General features: G+C 48.5%; 22 protein-coding genes. 12 read left to right on the top strand and 10 right to left on the bottom strand.

Going from position 1 to position 23292, the window contains the following annotated elements; translation table 11 throughout:
- Positions 1–72 precede the first annotated feature (72 nt).
- Positions 73–1995 (top strand): T9SS type A sorting domain-containing protein, encoded by a 1923-nt coding sequence (locus IT233_04820; protein MCC7301943.1) that lies wholly within the window; start codon positions 73–75, stop codon positions 1993–1995.
- 66 nt (positions 1996–2061) lie between these two features.
- On the opposite strand, the gene bshB1 is transcribed toward IT233_04820, so the two are convergent.
- Both bshB1 and IT233_04810 read right to left on the bottom strand, forming a co-directional pair.
- On the bottom strand, positions 2062–2787 hold the full coding sequence (bshB1, locus tag IT233_04815) for a bacillithiol biosynthesis deacetylase BshB1 (GenBank protein MCC7301942.1): 726 nt from the start codon (positions 2785–2787) through the stop codon (positions 2062–2064).
- Positions 2777–3325: a glutathione peroxidase gene (locus tag IT233_04810; protein MCC7301941.1), complete on the bottom strand. Its 549-nt coding sequence runs from the start codon at positions 3323–3325 to the stop codon at positions 2777–2779. The genes bshB1 and IT233_04810 overlap by 11 nt, the downstream gene beginning before the upstream one ends.
- 73 nt (positions 3326–3398) lie before the next feature.
- Between IT233_04810 and IT233_04805 the strand changes: the two genes are divergently transcribed.
- The 9 genes from IT233_04805 to IT233_04765 all read left to right on the top strand — a co-directional run bounded on the left by IT233_04805 (position 3399) and on the right by IT233_04765 (position 10643).
- Entirely contained in the window at positions 3399–4052 is a 654-nt protein-coding gene (locus tag IT233_04805; protein MCC7301940.1) for a heme exporter protein CcmB, read from the top strand.
- Positions 4049–4741 carry a cytochrome c biogenesis protein CcsA gene (gene ccsA, locus IT233_04800; GenBank protein MCC7301939.1) on the top strand — a complete coding sequence of 231 codons (693 nt, stop codon included), beginning with the start codon at positions 4049–4051 and terminating at the stop codon, positions 4739–4741. Before IT233_04805 ends, ccsA (IT233_04800) begins: the two co-directional genes overlap by 4 nt.
- On the top strand, positions 4701–4904 hold the full coding sequence (locus tag IT233_04795; protein ID MCC7301938.1) for a CcmD family protein: 204 nt from the start codon (positions 4701–4703) through the stop codon (positions 4902–4904). Before ccsA (IT233_04800) ends, IT233_04795 begins: the two co-directional genes overlap by 41 nt.
- On the top strand, positions 4901–5299 hold the full coding sequence (locus IT233_04790; GenBank protein MCC7301937.1) for a cytochrome c maturation protein CcmE: 399 nt from the start codon (positions 4901–4903) through the stop codon (positions 5297–5299). The genes IT233_04795 and IT233_04790 overlap by 4 nt, the downstream gene beginning before the upstream one ends.
- Before the next feature lie 7 nt (positions 5300–5306).
- Positions 5307–7730: a cytochrome c biogenesis protein CcsA gene (gene ccsA / locus IT233_04785; protein ID MCC7301936.1), complete on the top strand. Its 2424-nt coding sequence runs from the start codon at positions 5307–5309 to the stop codon at positions 7728–7730.
- Positions 7727–8491, top strand: coding sequence for a DUF2520 domain-containing protein (locus IT233_04780; GenBank protein ID MCC7301935.1), 765 nt, complete (start codon positions 7727–7729; stop codon positions 8489–8491). The genes ccsA (IT233_04785) and IT233_04780 overlap by 4 nt, the downstream gene beginning before the upstream one ends.
- A 55-nt stretch (positions 8492–8546) precedes the next feature.
- Positions 8547–8918 carry a signal peptidase I gene (locus IT233_04775; GenBank protein ID MCC7301934.1) on the top strand — a complete coding sequence of 124 codons (372 nt, stop codon included), beginning with the start codon at positions 8547–8549 and terminating at the stop codon, positions 8916–8918.
- Positions 8919–8970: 52 nt separating this feature from the next.
- Complete coding sequence (locus IT233_04770) at positions 8971–9948, top strand: geranylgeranylglycerol-phosphate geranylgeranyltransferase (GenBank protein ID MCC7301933.1); 978 nt, start codon at positions 8971–8973, stop codon at positions 9946–9948.
- 65 nt (positions 9949–10013) lie between these two features.
- Positions 10014–10643, top strand: a complete 630-nt coding sequence (locus tag IT233_04765; GenBank protein ID MCC7301932.1) for a Maf family protein — start codon at positions 10014–10016, stop codon at positions 10641–10643.
- Here the strand turns inward: IT233_04765 and IT233_04760 are convergent.
- The 7 genes from IT233_04760 to IT233_04730 all read right to left on the bottom strand — a co-directional run bounded on the left by IT233_04760 (position 10636) and on the right by IT233_04730 (position 18526).
- Positions 10636–10836 (bottom strand): hypothetical protein, encoded by a 201-nt coding sequence (locus IT233_04760; GenBank protein MCC7301931.1) that lies wholly within the window; start codon positions 10834–10836, stop codon positions 10636–10638. The genes IT233_04765 and IT233_04760 overlap by 8 nt on opposite strands.
- 165 nt (positions 10837–11001) lie before the next feature.
- Positions 11002–11967: an AAA family ATPase gene (locus IT233_04755; protein MCC7301930.1), complete on the bottom strand. Its 966-nt coding sequence runs from the start codon at positions 11965–11967 to the stop codon at positions 11002–11004.
- A 19-nt stretch (positions 11968–11986) separates the two neighbouring features.
- A complete protein-coding gene (locus IT233_04750) occupies positions 11987–13351 on the bottom strand; it encodes a peptidylprolyl isomerase (GenBank protein ID MCC7301929.1) in 1365 nt (454 codons plus the stop codon).
- Position 13352: 1 nt separating this feature from the next.
- The gene (locus tag IT233_04745) at positions 13353–14222 is read right to left on the bottom strand and encodes a hypothetical protein (GenBank protein MCC7301928.1); all 870 of its coding nucleotides are present in this window, start codon (positions 14220–14222) and stop codon (positions 13353–13355) included.
- Positions 14223–14224: 2 nt separating this feature from the next.
- The gene (locus IT233_04740; GenBank protein MCC7301927.1) at positions 14225–16174 is read right to left on the bottom strand and encodes a peptidylprolyl isomerase; all 1950 of its coding nucleotides are present in this window, start codon (positions 16172–16174) and stop codon (positions 14225–14227) included.
- Between the two features lie 124 nt (positions 16175–16298).
- Complete coding sequence (locus tag IT233_04735; GenBank protein MCC7301926.1) at positions 16299–16760, bottom strand: hypothetical protein; 462 nt, start codon at positions 16758–16760, stop codon at positions 16299–16301.
- Positions 16757–18526 (bottom strand): M61 family metallopeptidase, encoded by a 1770-nt coding sequence (locus IT233_04730; protein MCC7301925.1) that lies wholly within the window; start codon positions 18524–18526, stop codon positions 16757–16759. Before IT233_04730 ends, IT233_04735 begins: the two co-directional genes overlap by 4 nt.
- A gap of 111 nt (positions 18527–18637) precedes the next feature.
- Here IT233_04730 and lpdA point away from each other — a divergent pair, with 111 nt between their 5' ends.
- Together lpdA and IT233_04720 are read left to right on the top strand one after the other, a co-directional pair.
- Positions 18638–20029, top strand: coding sequence for a dihydrolipoyl dehydrogenase (lpdA, locus tag IT233_04725; GenBank protein ID MCC7301924.1), 1392 nt, complete (start codon positions 18638–18640; stop codon positions 20027–20029).
- Positions 20030–20118: 89 nt separating this feature from the next.
- On the top strand, positions 20119–21552 hold the full coding sequence (locus tag IT233_04720; GenBank protein ID MCC7301923.1) for a serine hydrolase: 1434 nt from the start codon (positions 20119–20121) through the stop codon (positions 21550–21552).
- A 2-nt stretch (positions 21553–21554) separates the two neighbouring features.
- Here the strand turns inward: IT233_04720 and IT233_04715 are convergent, their stop codons facing one another.
- Entirely contained in the window at positions 21555–23210 is a 1656-nt protein-coding gene (locus IT233_04715) for a S8 family serine peptidase (protein ID MCC7301922.1), read from the bottom strand.
- Positions 23211–23292: the final 82 nt, after the last annotated feature.

Here is a 23292-nt window from a genome sequence, read left to right as displayed (position 1 = left end):
CGCCGTTTTTTATCTTTGCCCTTCCCAACAAAACCCGAATTCATCTAAATGTTAAACCAAACCCAAAAAACAATGAAAAAAACGTTACTGTTTGCCGTAGCGTTCGGAACCGGTCTCGCGCTTTGTGCGCAGAATTCGGTGAAGAAGATCCCTTTCTCTGCACTGCAGGATGGAAACGGCAACCCTAACAAGGTGGTGACCTCGCCGGTTTCTCCTAACAAGAACGGCAACCCATCTCCTAACACGGTGAGTGCCTGTGACACCATCGGACATGCCGGAAACGCATACGGCTCTTATACTCGTCCCGGACGTTCCATGCTATACGCAGATCCGAATTGCGGTGCGATTATCTACACCCATCGTTCGGCTCCTACCCTCGACATGACATCCAACACCGGTAACATCATGTACGATCGCTCCACCGACGGAGGTCTCACATGGACTGCCAACGTTGGACCCGTTTATGTTCCTGCCGGAGAAAACGGACGCTACCCTCAGGGTGTTATCTACAACCCGGGTAATCAAAGCAACCCAGCCAACTGCTTTATGGCCGGATTCGGTCCGAACACCAATGGCACGAATTGGGTATCTTACCACAACTGCGCACAGCCTCTGATGGGCGGAACTCCCGTTCAGCAGGTATTTCAGTTTGGTGTGAATAGTCCTCAGGGCCTGATCCCGTTTAACAGCGATATCCAGCAAGACGGAACCTGGAGAGTGATTGATATCATGAACGTTGGTCCTTCCGGATACGACTACAATGATACACTTATGGTTAACGTAGGTACCTGGAATACCAGTGCAAACCGTTACGATATGAACCTGAGCAAGGTTTATTTCCCGGTTTCTCTGGATGCTAACAACCTCCACAATCTCACCCACGCGGGAGTTGCTTTTGCAAAAACTGGCGGCACAGGGTATCTCATCGTACTCGGTCATGACCAGCAGTCATTTGCTCCACCCTTTGCCGACTCAGCGAGTTACCTGATTATCCGTAAAACCACCGATGGCGGAACCACCTGGGGCACCCCTTCCCGTCTTTGCCTTGGTACCAACATTGACGGTATCATGAATAACGTGGGAAGCGGTATGTACACCCATGGCTTCGATTTCGATGCGATTGTTGATGTAAACGGAAACCTGCACATTGCCATCATCACCAGCCCACAGGCTACCGGCGGCGGATGGTCAGTTCCCACCACATCACTTAAGATTATGTCAGATGTTTACACTACGGACGGCGGTAACACCTGGTATATTCAGAAAATTGCTGAAACCATGACTTTCCGTGGTGATTTCGGAACAACTCCTATCAGCGAAGATAACCGTCCGCAGGTTTCTGCTAACTGGAACCGCGACCGTTTGTTCTTCTCCTGGTTCGATACCGACACTAACACCTTTGCAGGACAGGGTAACGCTTATCCTGATCACCATGTGATCGGAGCAAACGTTACAAATGCTACCGCTATTCAGTGGACTGCCCCGCAGAATACCACCGTAGGTTCTTGTGCTGACGGTATCACTACCTTCGGTTCGGTTCCTCAATATGTGCTTTCTGCTTCAGGAATCCATAACATTCCGCTTTCTTACATGGTACTGATCAACAACGATGACCTCGCTGTGTGCCAGTTCCGTTTCGGTGAGGGAATCACTGTAACAGACGCATCTATGACCGTTGCAGGATCTCCCGTGCAGCTGGGATGTAACATAGGTTTCTCAGAGGAAAACAACAATCTGTTCTCCGTATCGAACCCGTACCCGAACCCCAGCAGCGGAAACAGCACATTCACTCTGAACCTGAACACCGCGTCTCATGTGAACATTACCCTGACCAATACCATTGGCCAGACGGTGAATGTAATCGCTGACGAGCGTTTGGCTGCAGGTAAGCAGGAAATCAATGTAGATGGCAGCAACCTTGAGGCCGGAATCTATTTTGTGACTGTAAAAGCAGGTGAATTCTCCATCACAAAGAAACTCGTGATCAACAAGTAATCACAGATTCTATTAAATAAAAAACCCCGCGGCGAATGCCCGGGGTTTTTTTATTGAACCGGTTGCTTAAAAAACAGCTGAAATATCCGTAACACCCAGTGGACGGATACAGGTATATGCTTCTCCGAATTCCACACCAATCTGACGGCCGTAGGTTCTGGCTCTCCCTTCTACCTGAAGCAAAAAATCTTTCCGGGAAATAGAGGTCTCGGGCTCGCTGGAGCCGGGGGAATAAAACTGGGAAGCATAACACATGATCACTTCGAGTTTCTGCTTCATATATGGCGAGATGTCCGTAATAAGATCAGGCATGAGCAAATGATCCTGCGCATAGTGCAGAACCAGCTGCGGGCGAAAAGCCTTTTGCGTCTTACCTTCATATGAGGTTTCAAGCTTTTCAAGGCCGGAATAAAAGCAGGACTCCGAAATTAAATTACCCGCATGCCCGTGATCCGGATGCCGGTCGGATAGCGTATTACCCAAAACAATCCTTGGCCGGTACTTCCGAAGGATTCGAATAATTGCTGTACGGGACGGAGCATCGTTCACTATCCCGCAATCCTTCATGTCTAACTGTTCATGAACATGCAATCCCATCAACTTTGATGCAGCATCACTCTCTTTAAGGCGCAACGCCGCTGTGCCACGGGTACCCATCTCACCATGCGTAAGATGAAGCACGCCGCAGCGCTTACCCGCCGCGATTTCCCGTAGAAGTGTACCGGAGCAGCTCAATTCCACATCATCCGGGTGGACCCCTATGGCCAGAATATCCAAAGGCTTATTTTCCATCGGAGGAAATATGCTTGGTGATTTCCGTGTCCATAGGACGAACTTTGGAGGCAAAATAACGTACCGTTTTCCCGTCTGCACTCACCAGGAACTTATTGAAATTCCACCGTACTTCTGCGTCGAGCACCCCGTTCTTCTCCTTACGTGTCAGCCATTGATATAACGGATGACAGCTTTCACCTTTCACCACTATTTTTTCCATCATAGGAAATGTGACGCCGTAATTCTTGCTGCAAAACTCTTTGATTTCCGAATTGCTGCCTGGCTCCTGAGAGCCGAAATCGTTCGACGGAAATCCGAGGATGATAAAGTTCTTAGATTTATATACCTGGTAGAGTTCTTCCAGTTCTTTGTATTGGGGCGTGTACCCACATTCGGATGCCGTATTTACAATCATGACCGTCTTACCCCTGAGGGTAGAAAAATCAAACTCCTTCCCGTCTATATCCTTCACTTTAAAATCGTAGAAGGATCCCGAACCGGTCCGAAAACCCATCGTGGCCGTAGTAATCAATGAAATACAAAGTATCTTCCTCATGGTCAAATGTTTAAAAGACAAAGGTACAACGATTTTCCATAGCCTTTCCCGTCCGCCTCGTATCTTTGCAGGCGTGAAAGCAATGTGGAATATACTGGTTCACGATTTCCGGACCGAGCGGCGGCGGAAGTATGCCCTGGGCGGCATTCTTCTCTATGTCGCCTCTGCCGTATTTATTACCTATATGGCCTTTATGCGTATTCTTGAGCCGGAGGTGTGGAACGCCCTTTTCTGGATCGTTCTTCTCTTCGCCGCAGTGAACGCTGCCGCCAAAAGTTTTATGGCAGAGTCCTCCGGCCGGATGCTCTATTATTTTTACACCGTGCCGCCCCGGAGTTTTATCATGGGAAAGACACTTTATAATTTTCTTCTGCTTTTCCTGATCGGGCTGATTTGTTATCTGCTTTTCACACTGCTTCACTCTGATCCTAACCATACACCTTCCCTTTTTCTGGCCGCTCTGCTGCTCGGCAGCCTGGGTATTTCCGGAACGCTCACCCTGATGTCGGCAATCGCCTCACGTAGCGGATCGAATTTCACGCTGATGAGCATCCTGAGTTTTCCACTGCTGCTTCCACTCCTGCTCATGCTCATCCGCCTTACCCATTTTTCGATCTCCGGATTGGAGTTCACGTTGGGTTGGAAATATATGGTATCACTAGCCGCCATGGATGGTCTCGTACTGAGTCTCAGCTATTTGTTATTTCCCTACCTTTGGAAAGAATGAAAGGAGCATGGTGGAAAATAACGTGCGTTGTTCTGCTCTCCTACTCGCTTTTGATGGGATTTTACGGGGAAGTTCCCGCCCGTTTTATCCTTAACGAAACCATACGCAACCTGTATTTTCACGTACCGATGTGGTTCACCATGATGACACTTTACACTGTCTCCCTGGTGTACAGCCTGTTGTACCTCCGAAAAGGAGAACTTCGTCATGATGTGATCGCCAGCCAGTATGCCGAAGCAGGTGTGATCTTCGGTATACTGGGCACCGTTACCGGCAGTCTGTGGGCCCGTTACACCTGGGGAGCCTGGTGGACAAATGACGTTAAACTCAATGGCGCAGCGGTAACCATGCTCATTTATTTTGCCTATCTCATCCTCCGCGGATCAGTAGAGGATGAAATAAAACGAGGAAAACTCTCCGCCGTATACAGTGTGTTTGCTTACATGATGATGATGGTTCTGCTGATGGTTCTGCCACGTGTGTACGACTCCCTGCATCCCGGCAATGGCGGCAACCCCGCTTTTTCCAACTACGACATGGACGGCCGGATGAAACTGGTATTTTACCCTGCCGTAGCGGGCTGGATCCTGCTCGGTATATGGCTAGGCAGTCTCAAAGTGCGGATAAAACTTCTTACTCTGAATCACTATGAAACAACTTCTGCTTCTTCCGGTCCTCTTGACCGTTAATGCGCTGCATGCACAGGACACTCCGGAGATGGCCGACGTACTAAGACAGGACGGCAAATTCTGGGTGGTGGTAGTTTGCCTGCTCACCATCTTGCTGGGAATACTTTCCTGGGTATTTGTCCTTGACCGGAAAATTTCCAAACTGGAAAAAGACAAGAAATGAAATTCACCCACATTATAGCGCTATTGATCATCGCGGCGGGTTCGGCTGTGATCTTTTCCACGCTGTCGGATGCCGGAACCTATGATGTTTTTAACACCGCCTTCGAAAATCCCGGCGATGAATATCATGTGATCGGCACCTGGTCCAGTGATAAGGAACTGATTTATGAACCGGCCCGGGATCCTAATCTTACGGTTTTTTATATGCGTGACACCGCCGGTGTAGAGAAAAAAATTTTTCTTCATAAGGAGAAACCCACCGACTTTGAGCGATCGGACAAGCTCGTAATCATCGGAAAGGCTGAAGGAGATGCATTTCATGCAAAAGAAATCCTGATGAAATGCCCCAGCAAGTACAATAACACCCGGCCGGAAGATCAGCCGGCCAATCCCTGATCAGCGGGTGGAGGACATCACCTATATCAGCGAGCGCACGTGGGCCGGGATAACCGGCCATGCTTTTTTACTCATTGCATTTATCGCAGCATTGATTTCCTCGTATGCGTATTTCAGAGCAGCGCGCAGGCCCGGTGAAGATGCCTGGCTCCGGCTGGGAAGAATCACCTGGCTTTTTCACGCTCTGGGCGTTCTTCTTGCCATCGCCCTGTTGTTCTTTATGCTCGCCAATCATTATTTCGAATACCAGTATGTGTGGCAGCATTCCAGCCTGAACATGAGCATGAATTTCATCTTTGCCTGTTTCTGGGAAGGCCAGGAAGGCTCTTTTCTTCTATGGACGTTCTGGCATGTTGTGATCGCAGCACTTCTGATCCGGAAAGGCGGTGAATGGGAAGCGCCCGTTATGAGTACGTTTATGCTCGTGCAGGTGTTTCTGTCGTCCATGGTGCTCGGAATATATATTCTGGGATATAAATGGGGAAGCAGCCCGTTTCTGCTGGTGCGCGAACAACCGGAAAATATCGGCTTGCCATGGACCCTGATGGAGAATTATCTTACTCTCCCGCAGTTTGCCGACGGCCGCGGACTCAATCCCCTTTTACAGAATTACTGGATGAGCATTCATCCGCCCACCCTGTTCCTTGGCTTCGCTCTTACGCTGGTTCCTTTCTGCTTCGCCGTAGCTGCCTTGTGGAAAAAAAATATTACCGGATGGATTGCTCCTGTACTTCCCTGGACATTCTCGGGTGTTCTCGTATTGGGACTTGGTATCCTCATGGGAGGAGCATGGGCCTATGAGGCGCTGAGCTTCGGCGGTTTCTGGGCATGGGATCCGGTGGAAAACGCTTCACTTGTTCCCTGGATCACACTGGTTGCCGGTGGTCATATTTTGTTCATCATGAAAAGCCGGAACAGGAACCATTTGCTGGGACTATTTCTAATGATCATCACTTTTGTTCTTGTTCTTTACTCCACGTTCCTCACACGAAGCGGTATCCTGGGCGAATCCAGTGTACATGCTTTCACTGACCTGGGTATGTACTGGCAGTTGCTCGTGTTCCTCGGGCTCTTCATGATTTTAGGCCTTGCGCTTCTAGTTATCCGGCGAAAAGAAATTCCCAAAAACACAGGCCCTGATGATCTTAGTTCAAGAGAGTTCTGGATGCTGGCCGGCATGGTGATACTTTTACTTTCCGCCTTTCATATTTGTTTCACTACTTCGTTTCCGGTAATCAATAAAATTTCAGGTCTGACGCTGGCCGGACTTGAGCCGGAAGATTATAATAAATGGCAGGCCGGCTTCACCATTTTTGTGGGAATCATCCTGGCAGCAGGAAAGTTTCTCAAATTCGGGCACAGCGACTGGCGTGATCTCCGGAAAAAGCTGCTATGGCCTCTGATTTTTTCTCTGGTTTCCACCGGTATCATTGGTGCGTTCACGGGGTGGATCGGTCAGGACTTCCATCTGCTCTGGCTGCTCCTTCTATTCTCCACACTCTTCGCCATCTCAGGCAATATCGCGTACATTTTCAGTGTGCTGAAAGGTAAGTGGGATCATGCCGGTGCCCCACTGGCCCATGCCGGCTTTGGCATGCTGATCGCCGGAGCACTGATCTCTGCCGGACGCAGCGAGGTTATTTCCCGAAGCGAACAGGATCGTTTTTCCTGGCTGGGAGAAGATTTCAGCAAGGGAGATAACGTGATGATGGCGCTGAACGATACAGTTCAGCTCGGCGATTATCTGGGCGTTTACAAGGGAAAATCGGCCGACGGAAACAAAGTGGCTTTCCGGGTAGATTATTTTCATCCGAACGGCAGCGAGGCGTTTTCACTGCATCCATATATTCAGCTGAATGAAAGAATGGGGAATTCGGCAGAACCCGATACACGGCATTTTTTGCACAAGGACATTTACACCCATGTAATGTACGCGGATTTGAGCTCACTCACAGATACCACCCAGCTGGGAGAGTATATGGCGCCGAACAGCGAGCAGATGGCTGCCGGTGATACTGTGGCAGGTTATAACTTCTACCTCGTGTTTGAAGGATATGAAATGAAACCGGACACTGCCGGAATGTCTCTCGGCAAACCCGACATCCTCGTGGGAGCACGCATCCGCATTGTAGATTTTTACAAACAGGATACGCTTGTAATGCCCATTTATTACATCACCGGCGACGAGGCCCATGTAAAAGAAGCCGAAATTCCCCGCCTGGGGCTAAAAGTGGTGATGTGGAAAATTGATCCCAACACGGGGAAGGCCGACATCTCCTTCGTAAGAAAAAAGCAGGAAAGAGACGATTTTATTGTATTGAAGGCCGTAGAATTCCCCGCTATTAATTTACTTTGGACCGGATGCCTTGTGATGGCGGCAGGAACATTGATGGCCATAAGGCGCAGAATCAGAAAAAATAAGCATGCATGAGAATCGCTGTCATTGGAGCGGGTAATGCCGGAACGGCGCTGGGACTACAGCTCAAGTACAAAGGTCACCGGATCAGTGCGGTATGGAGCCGCGATATCCGTAAGGCCCGCACCCTGGCGCGTAAGCTTTCATCGAAAGCGTTTGCAGATATCTCTGAACTGCCCAGAGATCTGGATCTGTATTTGATAGCGATCAAAGACGATGAAGTGCGTAACCTGGCAGCCCGGCTCAATCCGGGAAGTGGTGTGGTGGCACATGTTTCGGGCAGCCTGGAGATGGACGTATTCAGGAAAAAATTCAAAAAATACGGAGTGTTATGGCCGGTCATGACTTTTTCCGCTGCCAACCGGGGCAAAAAGCTGCGCTTTCCGGTAGTTATTAATGCCAACAGCACGGAAGCACTCCGTGTACTAAAGCAAGCCGGTAAGAGCATGAGCCCGGGGGTGTATATTATGACCGAGCGGCAAAGGGCGGCCTCTCATCTGGCGGCAGTTTTCGCAAATAATTTCGGAAATCATTTGGTGCATCTTGCCCAACGAACACTAAAGAAAGGAAGCTGTCCTCCCACCCTGCTCAACGAACTGATTCTGGAAACTGCCCGGCTGGCGGTTAGAGGGAGAGCACTGCATTTACAAACAGGGCCGGCGGTACGCCAGGACCTCAAGACCATGCTTAAACATCGCAAGCAGCTGAAAAACAGCAAATTAACAAAAAATATCTATAAGCTTATGAGTCAGTCGATTGTGAAGAACATGGTCTGAGATGTTGATGGCTTTTTTATAATATTGCCGAACACTAACCTCAAAACCTAAACAAATGGCAGTAGTAATTATCATTTACGTTGCGCTGATTGTATTGATGATCGCCAGCTGGTGGAAAATCTTTACAAAGGCCGGTCAACCGGGTTGGGCCATTCTGGTGCCCATCTACAACATCATCGTAATGCTTCGTGTAGCACAGAAGCCCTGGTGGTGGATTTTCCTGATCCTCCTGGTTCCAATCGTGAACTATGTGTTTCTGATCATGATGATCCACGGAATTTCCAAAAATTTCGGTCATGGGGCCGGCATGACTGTAGGAATCATCTTCCTCGGCATCATTTTCATCCCTGTACTGGCTTTTGGCGACTCCAAATACATCGGAGCAACCGCTTCCACTGACGGGCAGCCGCTCGATCAGGTGAAGTAAGGTCGTACTTACCTCTAAAAGAAAAGGCAGATATCTTACCTTTGGGTCGGATATGCTGCCTTTTCTGCGTTTAATACGTCCCTGGAATTTGTTCATTGTGGTGTTCACGATGTACATGGTGCGGTACTTTCTGGTGGCGGCTGTACTGGCCTCCTGGGACATGCATCTGGTGATGCCGGAATGGCTGTTTGCGCTGCTGGTTGCAAGTGTAGTGATGATTGCGGCGGCAGGATATATCATCAATGATTACTTTGATATTAAGATAGACCGGGTGAACAAACCGGGAGAGGTGGTAGTAGAAAAGGAAGTGCCGCGTCGCGCTGCTATGGCGGCACACTTTGTGCTGAATGCACTGGGAGTACTCACAGGTATTTTTGTTTCCTGGAAGAGCGGGATTTTCAGCATGGGTGCCCTGGTTTTTGTTTTTGCTGCCAGCGGGCTCTGGTTTTACTCCACCGATTTCAAGCGAAAGTTTCTATGGGGCAATCTGCTGATCAGTTTGCTGAGTTGCATGATCGCTGCGCTGCCGGTGGTGTACGAATTACCTTTTTTGGTAAATCACTTCGGAAAACAATTTGTACAAACAGGAGTAAGCTACAATTCCGTTTGGGTAATCACTGCCGTACTCTGCGGATTTGCCTTCCTGCTTTCCTGGGTACGGGAGCTTGTAAAGGACATGGAAGATGCGGAAGGCGATCGTCAATTCGGATGCCGAACATTTCCGATTGTGATGGGAATGAGCGCTTCGAAGATACTCGGCACCATTCTGCTGCTGCTGGTGCTGAGCCTGATTGCTATGGTGTTACTGGCTCATCCCCTGGAAGTGGAGATGAACAGTATCTATTCCTTTCTCTACACCTGCGGAATACTGATTCTGACACTCATTCTGGTTTTTCTTCTCTGGAAAGCCAAAGACAAGGAGCACTTCCGGAAGGTCAGCATGTTCATTAAAGTGATTATGCTGGCGGGAATCTGCTACTGGTTCCTGTTTGCCTGGATGCTGAGCAACGGCTACTGGCTGATTCGCTGATGACGCCCGCCTCGCTCTCCGACCATTACCGAGTTATTCTGGGTTCCGCTTCTCCAAGGAGGAAAATGCTTCTCAGGCACCTGGGACTTCGATTTGAGGTGAAGGTGATTCCTACTTCTGAGGATTTCCCTGCCGGGCTGCAGGGCGCTGAAATTCCATTGTTTCTTGCAAAAAAGAAAGCAGAACCTTTTTTTCCCCTCCAGGAAAATGAACTGCTCATTACCGCCGACACGATTGTATGGCTCAACGGAAAGGTGCTGAACAAACCGGGCGGGCGGGCCGAGGCGATACGAATGCTGCAGGAGCTTCAGGGAAAAACCCACGAAGTTTATTCCGGAGTGGGCCTGCACCTGGGGTCTGAAAACCGGTACTTTGCAGTACAAAGTGAAGTACGATTCCTGCCTCTTTCTACAACAAAAATCGAAGAATATGTAGACGCATGTTGTCCGTACGACAAGGCCGGCGCCTACGGTGCGCAGGAATTTCTGCAGGCGGATGTGAACGCATGCTGCACGGAAGAGATGAAATTCATAAGGGAAATGAGGCTTACGGAGCTGGAAAAGGACTGTTACCCTTCGGGAAACAAGCATATCCCCTTCCACGGCGTGGAGTCCGTTTCCGGTTCTTACTTCAATGTGATGGGATTTCCCGTGCGTGAGTGCTGGGAGGAGATAATGCGAATGGTCGCTACTTGATGAAGATCGTTTTCTCGCTTTGCTTCTGGAACTGGAGGGTGCGGTGAGCAGCAAGACCACCGAGTTGGTTTATGTGTGCCTCAATGCTCTTCCAGATAACGATGAGATCGTCATCGCTCAAATGGTCAAAATTCAACCCCTTGTAGAAGTCGTCGGCTCCGGTAATCTGCCCGATGAGTTCAGTACGCTTCATAGGTGTTTCTGTGTTGGTTACGCAAAGCTATTCCCTGAATGAACCGGTTTTGAATATGATACTCACGCACTTATGAACAAGGTTTTTAACAAAGACTTAAAGAGGCACGGTGCTTAAGTGCTGAAAACGAAACGCTAACAGGTTGGCAAAAAGTTTAAAAAAAAATCACTTTTCGAGCATTCCGTGGATGATCTGATCGGTGGTTATAGCCTCCGCTTCCGCCTTATAATTCCGCACTACACGATGGCGGAGAACGGCACTTGCAATGGCATTAACATCTTCAATATCAGGAGAATACTTTCCTTTTAATGCGGCATTGCATTTTGCTCCAAGTACAAGAAACTGTGATGCCCTCGGGCCGGCTCCCCATGCCAAATACTGATTTGCTCCGGGCGAAGCACCGGGGGTGTTCGGACGGGTTTTTATGGCCAGTTTTACCGCATAGGAAAGCACGTTTTCCGGCACCGGAATTCGCCGGATTAATTCCTGAAAAAAGAGGATTTCTTTAGCATCAAGCACCTTTTTCATGTCTACTTTGCGGTCCGAAGTAGTTTGTCGGACCACCTGAAGCTCCTCTTCAAAGGAGGGGTAATCGAGCCAGATGTTAAACATGAATCGGTCTAACTGCGCCTCCGGCAGCGGGTAAGTTCCCTCCTGCTCAATCGGATTCTGGGTAGCCAGCACAAAGAAAGGATCGTCCAGCGGATAGCGTTTCCCTGCTGCGGTAACCGCCCTTTCCTGCATGGCCTCCAGGAGGGCCGACTGTGTTTTAGGAGGTGTACGGTTGATCTCGTCGGCCAGAATAATATTTGAAAACACAGGCCCTCTGACAAACCGGAAGTTCCTGCCTTCGTCCAGGATTTCGGAACCAATAATGTCGCTCGGCATCAGATCCGGAGTAAACTGGATCCGGTTAAAGGAGAGCCCCAGCGTATCGGCCAGTGTATTAATCAGCAGCGTTTTTGCCAGACCCGGTACGCCCACCAGCAAGCAATGGCCTCTTGAGAAAATAGAAATCAGAACATCATGAATCACTTCTTTCTGCCCCACGATGATCTTTCCGATCTCATTTTCCAGTTCGGTTTTCTTTTGAACAAGGGCTTTTACTGCATCAACATCGGAGGAATACATGGAGTAACTATTTACAGAGTTAAGGTTTGATCCAAACTGAGCCGAAAGAACAGGATTTAAAATCATCCGCTATCCAAACGTGCACACCACCGGTTCTTTTATTTACCCAATCGCGCAACAGCTTTTCTTCCTTGGCCGCCTGTGCATCGTCTTTCAGGCGTTGGTAATCCTCTTTCATGTTTGCGCGGTGGGGTTGGGTCCTGCTCTTAATATATATTATACGGAATGCCTGCTTCCCGTCTGTACGGTCGGAAGTTGGAAGAGAAGCGGATACTTCTCCGGAACCGAGTTTATCCACCACCAGAAACAAGGCCGGATCGAACTGGCTGAGCTGCTCCATTTCAAATTTATATTCTCCCGTAAAAGGGTTATAAACTGATCCGCCACTGATCTTGGTCTCCTCATCGTCTGAAAAACGGGAGGCGGCTTCTACAAAAGAGATGGAATCCTTTGCGATCATCGAACCGAGGGAATCCAGAAAAGTGCGCGCCTTCTTCAAATCCTCATCGGAGGTTTCAATGCAAACCAGTACGTGAGCCACATCCACAAATTCTCCTTTGCGCGCCAGCAGCTTCAGTACATGATAGCCAAAGGGTGATTCGAACACCGGAGAAATCTCTCCCGGTTTCAGGGAGAAGGCCCACTGCTCAAACTCGGGTACGAATGTGTTTCGCCCTATATTGGTATAATACGTAGGAGCGCCTTGTTTTCCATTGGATCCGGGGTCGCAGGAATAGGCTTTCACAAGTACAGTAAAATCCTTCCCTGCTTTTGCATCTTTATAAATCTCCTCCGCCTTCATCCGTGCATACTCCTTCATTTCTTTATTCACTACCGGTTTTTTCATAATCTGTCCGATCTCCACCTGGGCGTTGATAAACGGAACGCTGTCGGGATGTAACGATTCAAAATACTGCTGAACCTCCAGCGGGGAAACGTCCAGATCTCCGGTAATTTTTGAAGTCATGCGCTGAATCAGAAGCATATTCTTCACATCGTCACGGTAATCCTCTTTGAATACCTCCACCGGCTTCCCATAGAAATTTTCGAATGCTGCCACATCCCCTCCTACCTTTCCGATAAAATACTTCAGGCGACGATCCAACTCCGACTCTACCTCCTGATCGGACACTTCCACACTATCCCGGATCGCCTGCGCCAGCAGCAGGCGCTGCACAAGCAGTTGTTCGAGCAGGATGCATTTCGCATTGGGAGGAATTGGTTCTCCCTGCCGCTTGTACTCGGCAATTTGTGATGCAATCTCCGATTCGAGTATAATGTTGTTTCCCACCACTGCCACAATCCTGTCCAGTGTTATTGTATCCTGGGCCAAAATTCCTGATGCGGAAAATAAGGTGAGTAATGAAAGTACTAGCTTTTTCATATCAGTAAAATTCTACTTCGCCGCCACTCACGGCTTCATCGTAAAGATCGCCTTTTATACGGGCTATCAGTTCCAGTTTGCGTTTATTTAACAACAGGCTCCGGATATTCTCCCGCTCAAAAGGTAAAGGTGAGAGGGTATTCTTAATCCGGAATCCGCGGATATTCAGGAAATAATAATACGTTGAATCCTGCACTTCCACAAAGCGGTTATACTGTAAAAACGATTCCTTATCATACAATTTGATAGGCACTTCCTTGAGCACATCGTCGAAGAGCAGCCAGGTGTCGTCCAGGAAAAAATTGGCGGCATTCCTCGAGCACCACACCAGCAGGTGCTGCCGGTCGGATTCCTCGTCTGAACGATACCACTTTTTCACTTTATTCAGCTCCGGTGCCTTCCGCTCTGCTTTAACGTAGCTGACCTTTATGATATTGTCCTTCAGGGTAAAAGACTCCGGGTGTTCCTTATAATACTGCTCGATATCCTCGCCGGTAACATTTGTATCGAGGTATTGGGAAATCAGTGCCTTTTCATAGGCATATACGATCAGCGACTGCCGGTAATCCCGGATCTTACGCTCGATATCTTTGATCTCCATGAGATTATTCTCTGCCTTTTGCAACACCACCGCCTCCCGTGCCCAGGTCTCCATCACCTGTTTCACGAGTGTAAGGCTATCCTGCCCGGTCATATCCACCGGAACCATCTCCCTCAATTCATCTTCATACAATACCTGGTCGCCGGCCCGGGCTACTACCTTTCGGTTCACGGACTCTCCGCTTCCGCAGGATAATAACAGGGGAAACAGGATGAAATAAATCGGGCGCTGTAAAAAAACGCGCCCGACTTTTCCGATGAGTGAACTCAATATCACTTGATGGTCTTCAGCACGTCTTTATTCACCTCCACCTTGTATTTTCCCTTCAGCTCCGCCAGCCATTCCTTTTCCAGGTGTGTCTGGTAATCCGCCGTTACCAGCCCTTTACATTCAGCCAATGACTTCGGCGTAGGCTTCACCAGCTTGTTCACATTCATAAAAACAACACGCCCGCTTTCCGTCTGGTCTTTTGTAACACCCGGTGTCCAGTTCGCATCCACGGTTGCATTCTCTCCCTTCATGTAGATTTTTGTGGTAACCGTTACGTTATCCTTTACTTTCTTATTCATCTTTGCCAGAATATCTTTCTCAGACACACCTTTGGCAAGCAACTTCTTAACAGCCCCTGCTACTTTCGCGTCCTTGCACGACCAGGTACTTACATCCGCGCGTTCGTCCCAGAGCCATTTGCCTTTATTGGCTTCATAGTACTTGCGCAACCCGGCGGTATCCTTCACGGCCTTAGACCATACTTTTTTATCTGTAAGATCGAATAGCAGTATTCCGTCGCGGTATTCCTCCATCAGCGACTTGAACTTGGGATATTTCTGCTCCAGCTTGGTCTCCTCGTACGCTACGAGCGATTCCTCTACCCAGGTCTTGTACATGGTATTCAGAAATAGTTCCAGGTCGGTCTTGTTCTTCACCACCATATGCGTTTCAATATATTTAGCGAGATCAAACTGGGTATACGTTTTTCCATCGAGAATGAACAGCGGCTTCACCATCTTGGTGCATTTTTCAGAAGTCCACTTGCCGGTGAATACGGTGCTATCCAGCATCTTCTTCAGTTCCGGAAGATTCATTTTGCTCTCTTTAAAGCCATACCAGTTTTTAATTTTCCCGATGAGCGCATCGCGGCCGGTGTTCGATCGCATATCCTTGGCAACGCGGCTCTTCAGATCGTTCTTCATGTCGGCAAAAGGAGGCAATGTTTTAGCGCTGTTTCGTTTTACTACGTGCCAGCCGAAACGCGTTGTGAAGGGCGGCGAGAAGTCTCCGTCTTTGCCCAGCTTCATTGCCGCTGCTTTGAATTCCTGTGGAAAATTAGAAGACATACTAAGTGCGGGAAGCTCGCCTCCGCGCGATTTTGTGCCGTTATCGTCGGAAAACTGCTTGCACAACTCATTCCAGTCCGCGCCATTTTTCAATTTTTCATAAATCTCATCTATTTTTTTCTTCGCATTCAAAGAATCTTCCTTGGTGGATGTTTTAGAAAGTTTAATCATGATGTGAGATGTATAAATATCCACATGAGCCACCTTCTCTGTAACCAGAATGAGATGATAACCAAATTGCGTGCGCACCGGCATGGTTACCTCTCCTACTTTGGCGTTATAGGCGCCGCTCTCAAACGGATAAACAAATCCGGCCAGGGCAGTGAAATAGCCGAGACTTCCGAGATTTCCCTTTGCATAAGGGTCTTCAGAAACCTGTTCGGCCAGTTTGCCGAAGTTCTCCTTTCCCTTCACAATGCGGTCACGGATCTTCATAATCTTCAGATAGGCGGCCATTGTATCTTTAGGGAGGGCGTTGGGATCCACTTTGATCAAAATATGACTGCATCCCAGGTGAAACTGCATGCGGTCATACGCTTCCTTAAGTAGCTTGTCTGTGATGAGTGTATCGGTCAGGTAAGGCTGGCTTAATTGTTTTCGGTATCCGTTGAGTTCATTCTTAAACCCGATGGTGGTATCCATGCCCAGGGTCTTCGCCTCTCGCACCTTTAGCTTGAAATTGATGAACAATTCCAGATACTCTTCCAGGCTTTTTTGATCCGTAGTATTTGCGGCAGGATTTTTCTTGTACACATTTTCAAATTCACGTACGGTCACGGCATCGCCGCCAACAGTCATGAGAATCTGCTCACCGGAATTATTCTGTGCCGCAAGACTCAGGCCGGTTAAAATCACAAAAAGGAAGACACATCTTTTCATATTCATAGCTTCTGAAGGTTAAACGGTTGTAAAGGGGAACAAAAGTAATCAATCAGGGCCAAAGCATCAAGCGCAAATGGTCTCGCAATTTATTGATTTACAATTTGTTACGCCGTGTCTTCTGGTCGGCCTACCTGAGGTGTCTGAAATTGATCCCGTAAAGGACGGAAAAGACGACGGGAATGATCAGACTGGTGATGCCCGAAAAGCTGAAAAGCATGGAATTAAACCCTGTATCCAATCCCTGTAATTGACTCACTACGGTAATAACATTAATGGTCACCGGGCCGAATTCTCCAATCAGGTAGACAAAGAAACCCCAGCGTTTGAGTTTCCACATACCGAATACCCCGGCGGCACAAAGGATGATCAGGGTGAGTGTGAGCACTTGAAAGAGAATATAATACGCAGGCATTAACGCCCCTACTCCTCCCAATTCCATCACCTGAATCAGAGCCCAAGCACCGGTTAAAAAAGAGAATGCACATCCCGCCCAGGAAAGAATACATAGTCCTGTCAAGAAGGAAGGTCGTCCCTTCTCGAGTGATTCTCCCGGTTCGAGATCCAGTAGTTCGTCTTCCAGCCTGGTCATACTGGTTCCGGCGGCATTTTACACCACCCGGTATAAGCACGTTTCTGTGCTTCAGATAGGGTGGGCTGCATTTGCACCGTCCATCGTTTATAATACGTTTCTTTCAGCGGTATGGTCTTACACATTTTCATTTCTCCCGCGCGAAAAACAAAAAAGATCATGGGATCACCGGCGAAATAACGGCACCACTGCTCCAGGTCATTGTTCACGCGGTATCCATTTACTGAAACAATCTCGTCGCCGATTCGTATTCCGGAAATATCGGCCACGGATCCGGGATGAACTGCAGCGACCCGGCATGATCCTGCGCTTTCCTGAATCTTGAATCCGATGAAAGCTTCATGATATCTCGAAGAGGGCTCTTCCCGGAGTTCCATTCCCATCACATCCAGGCCATGCCGGAGAAGAGGAGTGTAATCCTCTTTCCCGTAAACATACCGCTGAAATACCGATCCGAGATCGGCACCTGCCGCTGCATTCACCGCTTTGATATAATCTCCCTCGGAATAACCTGCTCCTTTTTTTGCGTAATCGTAATACAGTGTACGCATCACGTCATCGAGTGAACGCTTATGATTGGAATTTTCACGGATGAGAACATCCGTTGCAAACGCCAGCAGGCACCCTTCGTCGTAAATATTTGTCTTACGGTTAGGAATGCCGGTGACATAACCATCTACCCAGGTATCAAAGGAGGATTCGGCTACAGACATGTTAAAGCGACCCGGATTATCGAAATGCTTTTGCAGTCGCTCATTGAAGGTTTGTCTCCACTGGCCGGCGCTGAATGCCCCGGAGCGGAAAAGAAAAAGATCGCCGTAATACGTAGTTACCCCCTCATAGACAAAGCCCTGTCTGGAATAATTCTCCTTTGAGTAATCGTAGGGGTGCATTTCTTCCGGGCGAATGCACTTAACATTCCAGGCATGGAAGAGTTCATGCGAACTAACACCCAGAAGATCCTCGTATCCTTTGCCCTGCATAATACTATGGGAGGGTCCGAGCGCAATCACGGTCGAATTCAGGTGTTCCACTCCATGATAAAAACGGTAGGGCAGAATCTGAAAGAGAAAATGGTACACCTTCGTCGGCACTTCCTTCATCATCATGAACTGTTCGTTGATGAAAATGAAAAAATCGTTGATGAGCCTGGGCCAGTCGGGTTTAATCTCTCCCTGGAACCAGAGATTGAATTCCACTCCGTCCATAATGAAGAGATTGTGAAGCAGGGTGGGACTTACAATAAAAGGCGAATCGGCCACTTCATGAAAATTCTCTGCGTGCATGATTTCGCGCTTCCATCCTTCCGGTTCTCCGTCGGTCACCCATTCCTCTCTTTTCATTGCGCAGGCTACTTTCCATACGGCAGGAACGCGAAGCTCAACCGTACATTCCTCTTTCAGCCGTCCGGGGATGTAGAGGGCAAGATTGACCGGGTTCACATACATCTGGGTTTCATCCAGAAAGGAGGAACCCGCATTGATCTCTGCAGCGTAATAGGAATAATCGATGATAAGTGTGTTTACGCCTTCCGTGTCGACCCGCCAGGTATTGCGGTCGGTTTTGCGGTGGTTAAGATTGCGTCCGTTCTCATCCATCGCCTGCCATTGCCGGATATTCCGCGAAAAATTTCCTATTTCATATCTCCCGGGTCTCCAGGCAGGCAGGGCCACCTCGGTATGCTTTCCACAAATATTATCGGCGCGGAAACGGATATGAATGAAATGATCCTGCGGGTGCGGTAAGGATAAACTGTAATGCAACATGAATCCAAAGGTAATAAATAGAGTGTTGAAAATGAGCCGGAAAGATGTCGGCGCAGAAAGCTACGTCCATCGGTAATTTCCTTAATTTCGTCGGGAAATAATCTGATCCTTATGAACTTTGATATTATCATCATTGGCTCCGGTCCGGGAGGATATGTAGCGGCCATTCGTGCTTCACAGCTCGGCTTGAAAACAGCAGTGGTGGAGCGTTCCGAGCTGGGAGGGATCTGTCTGAACTGGGGATGTATTCCAACGAAGGCGCTTCTCAAATCGGCGCAGGTTTTTGATTACCTGAATCACGCAGCCGACTACGGGATAACGGTATCAGGAAAGCCAGTTGCAGATTTTTCCGCGGTGGTAAAACGTTCCCGCGAAGTGGCCGAAGGCATGAGCAAGGGGGTACAGTTTCTGATGAAAAAAAACAAGGTGGAAGTGATCAAAGGGACAGGGAAGGTGAAACCCGGAAAGAAAGTAGAAGTAAAAGACGAGAGCGGAAAGATTACGCTGCTTGAAGCAAAACATATAATTATCGCTACCGGAGCACGTTCAAGAGTACTTCCCAATCTTCCGCAGGACGGAAAAAAAATCATCGGATACCGCGAAGCCATGACCTTGCCGAAACAACCCGCAAGCATGGTGGTAGTAGGCTCAGGCGCCATCGGATCAGAGTTCGCTTATTTTTATCAGACCATGGGAACCCGGGTGACGCTTGTAGAATTTCTCCCGGGAATTGTGCCTCTGGAGGACGAGGAAGTTTCCAAACAGCTGGAACGTTCCTTCAAAAAAACCGGTATGCAGGTGCTTACTTCCTCTGAGGTGCTGTCCGTAGATACACAAGGTACCGGCTGCAAGGTAAAGATCAAAACACCGAAGGGCGAGGAGCAGATTGAATGCGAGGTAGTGCTGAGCGCGGTGGGAATCCAGGCCAACCTGGAAAATATTGGGTTGGAAGAGACCGGCATTGTTACCGACAAAGGAAAAATTGTTACAGACAAGTATTATCAGACCAATATTCCGGGTTATTATGCCATCGGTGACTGTGTGGGCGGGCAGGCGCTTGCGCATGTGGCTTCCGCGGAAGGAATCACCTGTGTAGAAAAGATCGCCGGACACCATCCGGAGCCGATTGATTACAGGAATATTCCCGGCTGTACCTACACCACTCCTGAAGTGGCATCCGTAGGTATAACTGAAAAAATGGCGAGGGAAAAGGGGCTGGAGATCAAGGTTGGGAAGTTTCCGTTCACCGCATCGGGTAAAGCCAGTGCCGGGGGGAACAAAGATGGTTTTGTAAAGCTGATCTTCGATGCGAAATACGGAGAATTACTTGGAGCACACATGATCGGCATGAATGTAACGGAGATGATCGCGGAGATTGTGATGGCACGAAAGTTGGAGACTACCGGACAGGAGATCATCAAGGGTGTGCATCCTCATCCCACCATGAGTGAGGCGGTAATGGAAGCCGCCGCAGCGGCCTATGGAGAGGTGATCCATCTCTGATCATGAAAAGAGCATCTTATATTCTTCTGATTTGCTTCGCTTTTAAAAGCGCTGCTTTTTTTGCCCAAATTCCTGGAACGTTTCCATTTATGGATTCCATCATTGAGATGGAAATGAAACGCTGGAAAGTACCCGGGATGGCCGTGGCTATTGTTTACCACGGAAAAGTTGTTTTCTCTCAAGGCTACGGCGTTCGGGAAACAGGCAAACCCGAAAAAGTGGATGAACATACGCTTTTCGCCATTGGATCCAATACCAAGGCGTTCACGGGAACACTTGTGAGTATGCTGGAACTGCGCGGTAACCTCTCTGCAGACGATCGTGTGAGCAAATTTATTCCCGATTTCCTGCTTATGGATTCCATGGCCGGAAAGTATGCCACCATAGCAGATATGCTTTCGCACCGCGCAGGCTTCAAAACATTCGCCGGCGACTTTGTGGCATGGGGTTCTTCCTACTCTACTGCGGATCTTATCTACCGGCTTCGCTATCTTCAGCCTTCTTACGACTACCGCACACGCTTCGGTTATTTCAACATGGGGTACGCTGTAACGGGAGAGATTCTGAAACGTGCTACAGGAAAAGACTGGCATACACTTGTGAAGGAAATGATTCTCTCTCCGCTTGGGATGACGCACACACTGACCTCTACCAATGATCTGCTTCTGCAAAAAAACGTAGCATCTCCCCATACCTATAATGACAAAGAAGAAGTTATTTCCATCCCTCACCGGAACATTGACAACATTGCGCCGTGTGGCTCCATCCTTTCTTCCGTTTCGGATATGTCAAAGTGGCTTCTTTACCAGCTGGACACACTGAATGCGCCTATTCAGCGTCAGGCAATATGGAACACATGGAAGGCACGCACACTGATCTTCACCGGACTACCGAATGCACAAACCCCCGGGCGGCAGCATTTTGGCAACTACGGATTGGGTTGGTTTCTGAACGATTACCACGGAAAGCTTCTTATCTCCCATTCCGGCGGTGTAGACGGCATGCTTTCGCGCTGTGGTTTTCTTCCCGAGGAAGGCTTTGGGGTAGTTATACTCACCAATTACGACGATCAGGAGCTGTTTGAATGTCTTTTTTATAAAATTCTGGATGCCTACCTGGGCACAAGCGATATGGATCATTGCCGGAAGGCGTATGAACAATTCACCTATTTCAAAGAAAAAAGAGAAGAAGAAAAGAAACTGCTCCTGTCGCGGATCGATCCGAAGGCGAAAATTCCCGGAAATATAAAAAATAGTTTTCCGGGCAAATACCACAACACGCATTACGGTGAGATTACCGTGCAGCCGGAAAAAGATCATTACCAGATGCGTTTTTCGGCCCATCCGAATCTGATCGGTAAACTCCTGTACCTTGGGCCGGATGAATTCTATCTCACTTACAACGATCCGGAGTTCCGGTGGAGTATACTGCACCTGGATTTGAAAGGCGGAAATGTGTCCGGCCTCACGCTCAGCCTGCCGGATTTTCTTGAAACCGGCGATTACGATTTCCGGAAAAAATAAATTTACTTCTTTACGATTCTTCTTACAATCTGCCCTGAGCGTGTGGTAAGCTTAAGGATGTAAACCCCGCTGTTGAATGAAGGCACTTCCCTTACCATGAACCGTGTGGTTGAATTATTTTGCACATGCCGTCCGTCAAGCAGCAGCTCTCTTCCGGCTACATCTGTAAGGCTAACAATGATATCCTGCGTTTCCGCTGAATAGAAATCGAAATAGAATTCTCCGGACGTAGGATTCGGGAAAAGCTGAAGGATCATACTGTTGTTAAACGGGGAAGGGCCGGTACTTCCCACCGTAAGGTTGGCATTGCAGAAATTGGCGATTCCGTATCCCAGCAGGGTATCGGGATTAGCGAACTGCGATGCGGTGGTTTGAATGGCATTAAAAATTGTCATTACGTTATATGTAGGGTGTGCGCCCCAAAGTGCGGCAACCGATCCGGCCGTAAGCGGAGAAGCGAAGGATGTTCCTCCCGATGTGGTTATGCCTCCGGATGGATTGGCTACTACCACACCCGACCCCATTGCCGCCACATTCGGCTTCACACGACCGTCATAGGTTGGGCCATTCGATGAAAAATTTACGTAGGCTCCGCTTCCGTCTACGGCGCCCACCGCAAGTACACTGTCTGCATCCGCGGGAGCACCGATAAAATTCCATGAATTGTTACCGGAATTCCCTGCTGAGTTCACTGCGAACATTCCTTTGCTTACCGCAATGTCTGTTGCAATGGTAATGCGTGTGGTATTCCCATCCATGTCCTGATACGTATGATTCTGGGATGAATTATCAAAAACCGTATAGCCAAGGGAGGTGTTTAGCACATCGGCTCCCACGCTGTCTGCAAATTCTGCACCTGAAACCCAGTTATCCTCCTCGATCACATACTCCGTTGCCGCTTCCTCTGTTCGCAACAGCCAGTATTTAGCATGGGGTGCTGTGCCAATCATCACACCCGGCCAGTTTGCTCCCATACAACTGAGCACCATTGTGCCGTGGCCGTTATCTTCATACACTGATGCATTGTTGCTTACAAAATCCCATGTACCGAGAATCCGGTTTTGTAAAAAAAGACTATCGAAAATCCGCAGAGTATCTGCGTTCAGAAAGCCGGCATCGAGCACAGCGATCACCATGTTGTTCCCCGTCCATCCCTGATTGTGCATACACACCATCCCGATCTGATTCACCTGTGTGTAAGATGTACCGTAATTAAAGGCCGTTGGCTCTTCGGTAAAATCAATACGCTGTGTAAAATCCACAGGCGAAATACTTTGCTCTTCAATGTCGTTGTTCAGCACATAACGCTGTACCGGCTGCACGTTCACCACAAAAGAAAATCCCTGAATTGCAGTAAGGGCATTGGCATCTGAAGTTTGAATTGTAATGGCATTGAACCATTTTGAACGATTAATCAATGTAACCGCCCCGGCATTGAGCACTTGTTGAATGTAATTCGGATCCACCGGCAGGTCCTGCACCGTAACTGGTATACCCTGGTTCGCTCTCCTTTGTATTGATCGGCTGGATAAGAATGCCGCTGGATTGGTTACGGTATAAGGAGTATTGTTCTTGTCCGTGAATTGCACCCAGTATTTGGTTTGTGCAAAGCATTCAACAGAAAGTATCAGCGGAAGAAGGTATAATAGTTTTAGCATGGTGGGGGAGGAAAAATAGGATAAAAGATATAAAAGTTAAGAGATATAAAAGATATAAGATATGAAAATAAGATATGAGAGG

The sequence above is a fragment of the Bacteroidia bacterium genome (genome assembly GCA_020852255.1).
GTDB lineage: Bacteria > Bacteroidota > Bacteroidia > JADZBD01 > JADZBD01 > JADZBD01.
The sequence above is the reverse complement of the archived record's forward strand: the minus strand, read 5'-3'. Positions and strand labels throughout refer to the sequence as shown.